The organism is Actinophytocola sp., from assembly GCF_050699935.1.
Lineage (GTDB): Bacteria > Actinomycetota > Actinomycetes > Mycobacteriales > Pseudonocardiaceae > Actinophytocola.
The window spans coordinates 1-8,948 of record NZ_JBOHGB010000217.1 but is presented as its reverse complement, the minus strand read 5'-3'; the positions used below and the strand labels follow the sequence as shown (position 1 = coordinate 8,948).

Here is an 8,948-nt window from a genome sequence, read left to right as displayed (position 1 = left end):
CGCAACATCAAGTTCACTCCGCTGGGTTGGGGGTTCGTCGCGATCGCGTTGCTGGGTCTGGTGGCCAGTCTCGCCGTGTACGCGGTGAGCACGTTCAGCTCTACCAGGGTCAGCGGCGACTACAAGACTGAGCTGAAGGAGAGCTACACCTGGGAGGGCGGGACGCTGGTGGTGAAGAACATCGATACCAAGCCGATCTCCTGCGAGGCGGTCCCGGAATCCGGTGGGCAGCGTACGCTCGGCGGGCTGCAGCGGCAGCCGACCAACCAGAGCTTCCTGCGGGGCGCGCGTTACTTCGAGTTCGAGCCGTGGTTCACCGGCTCGGCCGAGGTCACCTGTGACGGCGACGTCGATGTGTGGGCCGGGTCGAGTGGGTCGCTGTACAAGTTGGCCCAGTCCGGCATGCTCCGCCTCGGCGGCGGCGCCGTGGTTGTCGTGCTGCTCGCGGTGGCGGTGCTGTTCTGCCGCAAACCCGCGGCACGCACCTGACGCCACGTCCGGCGACCACCGAGGGGGAGTGGACATATCTCTTCTGTCGGTGGGCCCGGTTAGCGTGCGGGCGTGATGAGACGACTCTCCGCCCGGCAGACCCGCATGGCCCGCGCCGCGGCTCAGGGGCTCGCCGGTACGGCGGGCACGGTCGCCGACGCGGTGCGGCGGGTCGTCGGGGTGCAGGCGCAGGACGTTCGGGCCGGGCGGCTCGCGGTGCGGGTGCGCACGAGCGGGCTCACCGCGCACGACGTGGACGACGCGGTCCGTACGCGGGCCGTCGTGCGGACGTGGGCCATGCGCGGGACGCTCCACATGGTCGCGGCCGACGACTTCTTCTGGCTGGGCGGGCTCCTCGGGCCCTACTTCGCCGCCCGCGGCGTGCCTCGCCGCCGGCAGCTGGGTCTTGGGGACGACCTTCTCGACCGGGCCGCCGCGGCGCTCGAAACGATCGCGATGGAGCCGGTGACTCGCGGGCACATCGTGGCGCGGCTGGCCGACCACGGTGTCCGGCTCGACGCCCGCTCGCAGGCGCCTGCGCACCTGCTCGCCCACGCGGCCAACACCGGCCGGCTCTGCCGGGGACCGGACACGGCCACGGACGAGCCGACCTACGTCCTCGTTCGCGAGTGGCTCGGGCCGCCGCCGGGTGCGCACGACGAGGACGACGCCCTGCGCATGCTCGCCGAGCGGTACCTGCGGGGGCATGGGCCCGCGACCGCAGAGGATCTCGCCACGTGGTCGGGGTTGCCGGTCACCAGGACGCGCCAGGCGTTCGGCCTCCTCGGCGACCGCGTGGAGCACGTCGACGCCGCGGGGCGGCCGGCCGTCATGCTGGGGGACGGGCCGCGACCCGGCGTGCCCACCCGATTACTCGGGCACTTCGACGCCTACCTCCTCGGCTACCGCGGTCGCGACCTCGCCGTCCCGAAGGCGCACCAGCGCGCCGTCCAGGCTGGTGGCGGCTTCGTGATGCCCGTCGTGCTGGGCGAGGGCCAGGCGGTCGGCACCTGGCGGATGACGTCCACAAAGGACTCGATCCGGGTGGCGGTGGCCGGGTTCGGCGGCCGGAAACTTCCCGACATCTGTAACGAAACGGCCGACCTCGGACGATTCCTGGGCAAGCGGGCCGTGCCGGTGGCTTAACGGGGTGACACTCGATCCGGTGCGTGTCCGCGATGTCCTTTTAGCACAGTCGGTCTTCTGCGCCCGAACGGGGTACAGTTACCCGACCGTGACATGCCCGTCCGGGGGGCGTCGTCACCGTGCGGCGGATTTGACCTGGTTGTCGCCATGGACGGCCGAGGAGAGTGCATGCCTGAGACGACGCACGAGCGCACGGCGCCGGCCGATCCGTCCGTGGAGTCGGACCTGGCGGTAGACCGTCGCTTCGGCGTCTTCTCGGTGATCGTCCTGGTCGTCGGCGTGGTCGCGGCCGCGCTCATGTCCTGGTGGTTGCCGCTGCACCCGAGCACCGAGCAGATCGGCACCGGGCTGCTGCTCGTCCTCGCGTTTCTGGTGGTCGAGCAGCTCTCGGTCAACATCGACGTCCGCGGCGGCATCTCGTGGACCATCTCATTCACCGAGATCCCCCTGGCCATCGGCCTGTTCGTGGCGCCGTTCCAGGTCGTGCTCGCGGCCCACCTGATCGCGGGCGTCGGCACGCTGCTCGCCCGCCGCGTGCAGGACCGGGTGCTCTACAACACCGGCGCCGAGATTCTCGAGATCACCAACGCGTTCGCGGTCTTCACGGTGGCCGGAATGATCATGCAGGGCACCGGCCCGCAGTGGATCGCCGCCTACCTCGGCGCGATCAGCGCCCCGATCACCAGCACGCTGCTGGCACTGGCCGCCGTCCACGTCCTCGGCCGGCGGCTGAGGGTCGGCGCGGCCACCAAGCTCGTCTTCCGCACGCTCGTCCTCGGCCTGGTCAACGCCTCCGTCGGCGTCGTCGGCTACGAGGTCGCGACCAACGTCGATCACGGCATGCCGCTCGTCCTCGCCACCCTCGGCGGCGTCTGGGCGCTCTACCTCGCCTACTCCGGCCTGCTCCGCGAGCAGCGCGATCTCGAGGCGTTGTCCGAGGTCAGCCTCATCGTCGCGCGCTCGGGCCGGCGCGCGGCCGCCCGTCCCGCCGCCGGCCAGGACACCGCGAGCGCCATCCGGACCGACGACTGGCTCGGCGTCGCGCACCGGATCCGCGACCAGCTCGGCGCCGCGCGCGTCGTGCTGCGGCTGCGGTTCGACCCGCAGTCCCCGATGCACACCGTGGTCGCCGGCGACGAGCTGCCCGCCGGGATGGTCGACGTCGACGCCACCGGCACGCGTGCCGACGCGTTGCTGCGGCTGCCCGGCTCGCACGTGCGCCACTTCCGCCGCGCGGACTCGCTGCCCGAGATCCGGCACGCGCTCGTGCAACGCGAGGCACACGAGGTCCTCGTCGTTCCGCTGCGCAGCGCGAGCCACCTGCTCGGCATCGTCGAGGCGCACGACAAGTTGTCCCGCTGGCGCGGCTTCGGCCAGGCCGACCTGCGGATGATCGGCACCACCGCGAGCCACCTGGCCACCGCGCTGGACAATCGCCGGCTGCTCGCCACCCTGCGCCACGACGCCTACCACGACCCGCTGACCGGCCTGCACAACCGGCCGGGCTTCCGCCAGCTCGCCACCGAGCTGCTCGCGAGCAACCCGGGCTCGGTCATGCTGCGGGTCGACCTCGAGGTCCAGCCCGCGATCAGCGACGCGCTCGGCTACGCGTGGAGCGACCGGATCACGATCGCCGCGGGTCGCCGGCTGCGTGACGTGCTCGGCACGGACGTCCCGCTCGCCCGCCTCGAGGGCGGCGCGTTCGCGGCGCTGCTCGTGGACGCCGACTTCGACCGCGCGCAGGCGCTCGCCGAGAAGCTCGTGGCGAGCCTGTCCACGCCGTACCCGGTCGACCGGCTGACCGTCGAGGCCGGCGTCTTCGTGGGCTACTCGTCCGCCGCGGTGGCCGACGGGATGCTGTTCTCCGACGCGGTCGGCGCCACCGACGGCGCGGTGACCGAGCTGGACGTCGACGAGCTGCTCAAGCGCGCGGACGTGGCGCTGCGCGCGGCGAGGTCCAGCGGCGAGCGGGTGCGCGCGTACCTGCCGAGCATGGGCCAGATCTTCCTGCGGCGGTTCCAGCTGGTCACGCAGTTCCGTCAGGCGCTGGAGTCCGGCCAGGTCAGCGTGCACTACCAACCGAAGGTGGCGCTGCCCCGGCGCGAGGTCCTCGGCGTCGAGGCGCTGGTCCGCTGGCGGCACCCGGAGTTCGGTGACCTGAACCCGGACGAGTTCGTGCCGGCCGTGGAGGCCGCGGGGCTGGTCGACGCGCTCACCGAGTTCGTCCTGGACAGGGCGCTGATCCGGGTCCGCAAGTGGATGGACCGCCGGCTGCGCATCGGGGTCGCGGTCAACCTCTCCGTGCGCAGCCTCGCCGACCTCGAGTTCCCGGACCGCGTCGCGGCGGCGCTCGAACGGCACCGCGTGCCGCCGGAGCTGCTGACCCTGGAGCTGACCGAGTCCGGCGTGATGGCCGACCCGCAGCGCGCGCTGCCGGTGCTGCGGGCGCTGCACAACCTGGGCGTCGTGCTCGCGGTCGACGACTTCGGCACCGGGTACTCCTCGCTCGCCTACCTGCGCCAGCTGCCGGTGGACGAGGTGAAGATCGACAAGAGCTTCGTGTTCGGCATGGGCACCGACCTGGGAGACCTCGCGGTCGTCCGGTCGATCGTCGAGCTCGGCCACTCGCTGGGCCTGATCGTGGTCGCGGAGGGTGTCGAGGAGGACGCCGCGCGGGACCAGCTCGCCAGCATGGGCTGCGATGTCGCGCAGGGCTACCTGATCTCGCGGCCGCTGTCCGAGGAGCGGCTGGAGGCCTGGCTGCAGGCCCGCACCGCGAAGACGCGCAACCTCCGCGACGAGACGGTCCTGACGCTGCTCTCGTGAGCGGTCCGCGGCGGGTGGGTCCCCGGCGTCAGCGCGTGGTCCACCGCGTGATCATCAGCGCGAGCTGGAGGACCAGCACGCCGAGGACGGTCGCCCACTGCCGGCCGAACGACCAGCGCCGGGCGACCGCCACCAGGACCAGCGCCGCCCCACCCACACCGGCGGTCACGCAGCCGACCGCCCATGCGACGACTCCGGAGGTCGCGCCGAGCACGGCGGCGACGACGGAGAACAGGACCGCGCCCGTGATCATCGTCTCGCGCAGGTAGCCCTCGACGAGCGCGGCCAGTGCGGACGGGATGAAGCGGACCCACGCCCTCCGGCGCGCGCCGGAGGTCTCGGCGCCGTCGACGGCGTCCGCGCGGCGGTAGGCGGAGCGGAACAGTGGGCCGTCCTCGTGCGTTGGTTCCCGTGCGGGCACGGCGGCAGCCTATGCGGGATCCGGATTTCGTGGCGGTCGCGGGCCCGTGTACAGTCATCACGGCTCACGCGAGCATGCCCCAATAGCTCAGTCGGCAGAGCGTCTCCATGGTAAGGAGAAGGTCTACGGTTCGATTCCGTATTGGGGCTCGCGAATAGACTTGGGGGTGTAAGTCCCCTCAGGGGGTCTGGCGGTGTAGCTCAGTCGGTAGAGCAAGCGGCTCATAATCGCTGTGTCGCCGGTTCAAGTCCGGCCACCGCTACGCGGGTGAGATGAGAGAGAGGCAAGGCTGTGGCCAGCTCCACCGACGTGCGACCGAAGATCACGCTGGCGTGTGAGGAGTGCAAGAACCGCAACTACATCACCAAGAAGAACCGGCGCAACGACCCGGATCGCTTGGAGATGAAGAAGTTCTGCCCGAACTGCGGCCGGCACCGCATGCACAAGGAAACGCGCTAGGTGCCACTGGACCCGTCCTACGTCGGGCACAGCTATCCACGTTCGGAGATCTACCAGATCGGCCGGGAGAAGATCCGGGAGTTCGCGGACGCCATCGGTGACCCGCACCCGATGTATCGCGACGTCGAAGCCGCCAAGGCGGCCGGCCATCCCGACGTGATCGCTCCGCCGACGTTCGTCATGGTCCTGTTCAACCAGTACGCCCTCGAGGCCGTGGTGCGGGATCCGGGGCTCGGCCTCGACTACGACCGCATGGTGCACGGCGACATGGGCTTCAGCTACGAGCGGCCCGTGCAGGCGGGGGACCGGCTCGCGGTCACCACGTACATCGACGAGATCATGTCCCGTGCCGGCAACGACTTCCTGGTCCTGCGCGCGGACATCGACACCGCCGACGGCGAGCGGGTGGTCACCGCCCGCGCCCAGCTCGTGGTGCGGGCGGCGTGATGGCCGAGATCGCACCGATCACGGCCGGTGCCGAGCTGCCCCCGCTGGAGCTGCGGGTGCGCCGCGCGGACCTGGTCCGCTACGCCGGCGCGTCGCTGGACTTCAACCCGATCCACTGGAACGACCGGGTCGCCGATGAGGTCGGTCTGCCCGGCGTGATCGCGCACGGTATGTACACGATGGCCATTGCCGGCCGGCTGGTCACCGACTGGCTCGGCGACCCGGGCCGGCTCGTCGAGTACTCGGCGCGCTTCATCCGCCCGGTGATCGTCCCGAACGACGACGAGGGCGCGCTGGTCGAGCTGACCGGCAAGGTGCGCGACGTCCGAGAGGACGGCACCGCGCGGGTGGACATCACCGCGAGGTTCCAGGGCAAGGCCGTGCTGGGCAAGGCCATCGCGATCGTCCGGACGCGCTAGGCGCGGCCTCCGGCCCCCGGTCATCAGCTTACGGGCGAGGACCGACGGTTCAGGCGACGCCGAGCAGATCTGTGGACACCCGTTGGCATTGTGGATAACCGCCGGGGGTCCCCCTGATTTCCAGCCTACGGGCGGGCACCGACGATTCCGGCCCGCGCGTACGAATCTGTGGATGGCCGGGCGCATTGTGGACAACCGCGAAGGGGTCCCCCTGATTTCCAGCCTACCGGCGGGGGCTGACGGTTTGGGGCCGCGAACGAGCGCCTGTGGACAACACACGAATGACGCCTTCCGGGCATCCGAATGGCCCGGAAGGCGCCACTCACCGGCGGGGTCCCGGCCGGGGTCAGGTACGCGTGCCGAGCTTCGATCGTGCCGTCTCGACGTCCATGCCGTGCAGGCGCAGCAGGTTCTCACCCAGGATCTTGCGCTTCGCCGTCTCGGTCAGCTGCGGGTAGCCGTAGCCGTCGCACAGGTCCTGCGGGATCTCGAAGTCCATGAACGCGCGCAGCGCCCACTGCGGATGGAAGATCGGCGCCTCGCTGCCGTACACGATCTTGTCCTCACCGCACCAGAACAGCAACTTGCCGAGGATCTCGGCGAACATCCGCGGCGAGCGCACCAGGAAGTTGATCGTAGCGGCGAGGGATGCGTAGAGGTTCGGGTAGCGGATCAGCTGCCAGCACGTCTCGTCGATGAACGGCAGCCCGACGTGGAAGATCACGAAGTTGATGTCCGGGAAGTTCGCCGCCGCCCCGTCCATGTCCCATGTCTGCGTGTGCTCGATCGGCTGCGGGCCCAGCGGCACGCCTTTGTGCACGCCGATCAGGTTCACGCCGAGCTCCTGGGCCTTCTCGAAGACCGGGAACGCGACCCGCGGGTCGTCCATCCGCCACGGGAACGGCGTGCCGTAGTCGTAGCGCACGTTGTAGAACTTGAACGCCTTCGCGCCGAACTCACCGACCTGGCGCTCCATCAGGTCGAGCGCCTTGCGGCCCTCGAGCGGGTTGACCGAGCCCCAGAAGATCGTCCGGTCCGGGTCGCGCTGGGCGAGCTCCGCGCACTCCTCCCACGGCGACAGGCCGTCGGCGAACAGGTCGGTCAGCGGTAGCGGCATGGCGACCAGCATGTCCGTGTCGGACTCGTCGTAGACCATGCGGCGGATGTCCTCGATCGTCCACTTCCGCAGGAACTGCTCGGCGGACAGGTGCTCCTCGCCGTCGGGGGTGAGCGTCGCGTGGAAGGCGTAGAGGTGGTTCGCGAACAGTTCGCCAGGGCTGCCGAACGCGTTCTTCGACTCGAAGTTGAACGGATGCGCCACGCCGTCGAACACGAACGTGTCGTCGATCATGACCGGTCTCCTTCCAGAGCACGGGACTGGTGCGCGGCGATGTAGCCGTCCCGGTCCGCGACCGCGACCGGGTCGGGCAGGAAGCGGAGCTTGCCGCGGGCCTGATCGGACAGCCGGTCGGTGGTCCACGCGGTGTGCCACACGACCTCGACCTCCGCGGAGTCGATCTCGGGCAGCCGCTCGATGCGGTCGCGTACGTCGGTGAGGACCCGCGCCGCGAACGGGCACCAGCCGGACGTGAGGAGCAGCTCGATCCGGGCGTGCCGGTCGTCGACGGACACGGTGTGCACCAGGCCCATGTCGACCACCGAGATGCCCTTCTCCCGGCAGCACGGGTCGAACACATCGGACAGTGCGGTCAGGAAGCGCTGCGGGATCTCGCCCATGCATCGAGGCTCGCAGCGGCCGGAGCCGGGAGGAAGGGCGCAGTTTTCAGATGGCGAAAACGCGGTGGTGTGGCGGGCTGTTCGGCCGTCCCGCACAATGGAGATCTCGGTGCTGAGCTCGCGGGATGGTGGCGTATGGGAGACCAGTTGCCCGAGCCTTCCGACCTCGTCCGTTCGGTGTCCCGGGCCTTCCGCATCCTCGAGGAGGTTGGGGCGAGCCCGGCGCCGCTGACCGTGAAGGCGATCGCGCGCCGGTGCCGGCTGAACCTCTCGACCACCTACCACCTGGTGCGCACGCTGACCTACGAGGGCTACCTGCTGCGCGACCGCGAGGGGCGCTACGTCCTCGGCTCGTCGGTCGCGCGCCGGTTCCACGACCTGCAGGCGTCGTTCGACCAGCCGCCCGAGGTGCACGAGGTGCTGCGGCACCTGTCGGCGATAACTCGCCGCACGGCCTACCTCGGCCGCTTCGTGTCGGGCCGGATCCTGATCACCGACCTCGTCGAGGGCCCGGAGTCGCCGTACCTGGAGGATCTCGAGGTCGGCCTGAACGTGGCCGCGCACGCCACGGTGATCGGCAAGGTGCTGCTCGCGTCGCTGCCTCGCCCGCGGCGGGTGGCCTACCTGGCCGAGCAGGGCATGCGCCGGTTCACCGCGCGCACGGTCGTCGACACCGACGCGCTGGAGGCCGAGCTCTCCGGCGTCGGCGAGGGCCGCCCGGTGCTCGAGCACGGCCAGTTCCGCGACGGGGTGTCGTGCGTTGGCGCGCTGATCGGCCGCGACTCCGCGGACCCGTGGGCGATCGTCGCCTCGACCCGCGCCGACGACGTCCCGCCGGCGGTCATCTGGCACACGATGCGCGCCGCCGAGGACCTCGCCCCGGCCCGCTGACCCGGCCCGCTGACCCGGCCCGCTGACCCGGCCCGCTGACCCGGCTGGTTGACCGACCCGGCCCACGTTGACTCGCCGGCGGGCCCGCGCTGACCCGGCCGCCAGATCCGGCC

10 protein-coding genes and 2 tRNA genes are annotated in these 8,948 nt (G+C 70.8%); 9 read left to right on the top strand and 3 right to left on the bottom strand.

Annotation, left to right across the window (positions count from 1 at the left end):
* The 3 genes from ACRDTB_RS35955 to ACRDTB_RS35945 form a co-directional block, all read left to right on the top strand.
* A partial coding sequence (locus tag ACRDTB_RS35955) for a hypothetical protein (protein WP_431436719.1) occupies positions 1-489 on the top strand: 489 nt, incomplete at its 5' end.
* Positions 490-564: 75 nt separating this feature from the next.
* The gene (locus ACRDTB_RS35950; protein WP_431436720.1) at positions 565-1,635 is read left to right on the top strand and encodes a winged helix DNA-binding domain-containing protein; all 1,071 of its coding nucleotides are present in this window, start codon (positions 565-567) and stop codon (positions 1,633-1,635) included.
* A gap of 168 nt (positions 1,636-1,803) precedes the next feature.
* Positions 1,804-4,461, top strand: coding sequence for a putative bifunctional diguanylate cyclase/phosphodiesterase (locus tag ACRDTB_RS35945; RefSeq protein ID WP_431436718.1), 2,658 nt, complete (start codon positions 1,804-1,806; stop codon positions 4,459-4,461).
* A gap of 28 nt (positions 4,462-4,489) precedes the next feature.
* Here ACRDTB_RS35945 and ACRDTB_RS35940 read toward each other — a convergent pair whose 3' ends face one another.
* Positions 4,490-4,882, bottom strand: coding sequence for a hypothetical protein (locus tag ACRDTB_RS35940; RefSeq protein ID WP_431436717.1), 393 nt, complete (start codon positions 4,880-4,882; stop codon positions 4,490-4,492).
* A 76-nt stretch (positions 4,883-4,958) separates the two neighbouring features.
* Between ACRDTB_RS35940 and ACRDTB_RS35935 the strand changes: the two genes are divergently transcribed.
* From ACRDTB_RS35935 to ACRDTB_RS35915, 5 genes are all read left to right on the top strand, one after another.
* Positions 4,959-5,031, top strand: a tRNA-Thr gene (locus tag ACRDTB_RS35935).
* A 40-nt stretch (positions 5,032-5,071) separates the two neighbouring features.
* A tRNA-Met gene (locus ACRDTB_RS35930) sits at positions 5,072-5,144 on the top strand.
* Positions 5,145-5,173: 29 nt separating this feature from the next.
* Positions 5,174-5,341, top strand: a complete 168-nt coding sequence (gene rpmG / locus ACRDTB_RS35925) for a 50S ribosomal protein L33 (RefSeq protein ID WP_431436716.1) — start codon at positions 5,174-5,176, stop codon at positions 5,339-5,341.
* Entirely contained in the window at positions 5,342-5,788 is a 447-nt protein-coding gene (locus ACRDTB_RS35920; protein WP_431436715.1) for an FAS1-like dehydratase domain-containing protein, read from the top strand.
* On the top strand, positions 5,788-6,207 hold the full coding sequence (locus tag ACRDTB_RS35915; protein WP_431436714.1) for a MaoC family dehydratase: 420 nt from the start codon (positions 5,788-5,790) through the stop codon (positions 6,205-6,207). The genes ACRDTB_RS35920 and ACRDTB_RS35915 overlap by 1 nt, the downstream gene beginning before the upstream one ends.
* Before the next feature lie 346 nt (positions 6,208-6,553).
* Here the strand turns inward: ACRDTB_RS35915 and ACRDTB_RS35910 are convergent, their stop codons facing one another.
* Positions 6,554-7,558 (bottom strand): amidohydrolase family protein, encoded by a 1,005-nt coding sequence (locus tag ACRDTB_RS35910; RefSeq protein ID WP_431436713.1) that lies wholly within the window; start codon positions 7,556-7,558, stop codon positions 6,554-6,556.
* Positions 7,555-7,944: a metal-sulfur cluster assembly factor gene (locus ACRDTB_RS35905; RefSeq protein WP_431436712.1), complete on the bottom strand. Its 390-nt coding sequence runs from the start codon at positions 7,942-7,944 to the stop codon at positions 7,555-7,557. The genes ACRDTB_RS35910 and ACRDTB_RS35905 overlap by 4 nt, the downstream gene beginning before the upstream one ends.
* 147 nt (positions 7,945-8,091) lie before the next feature.
* Between ACRDTB_RS35905 and ACRDTB_RS35900 the strand changes: the two genes are divergently transcribed.
* A complete protein-coding gene (locus ACRDTB_RS35900; protein ID WP_431436711.1) occupies positions 8,092-8,835 on the top strand; it encodes an IclR family transcriptional regulator in 744 nt (247 codons plus the stop codon).
* Positions 8,836-8,948 lie beyond the last annotated feature (113 nt).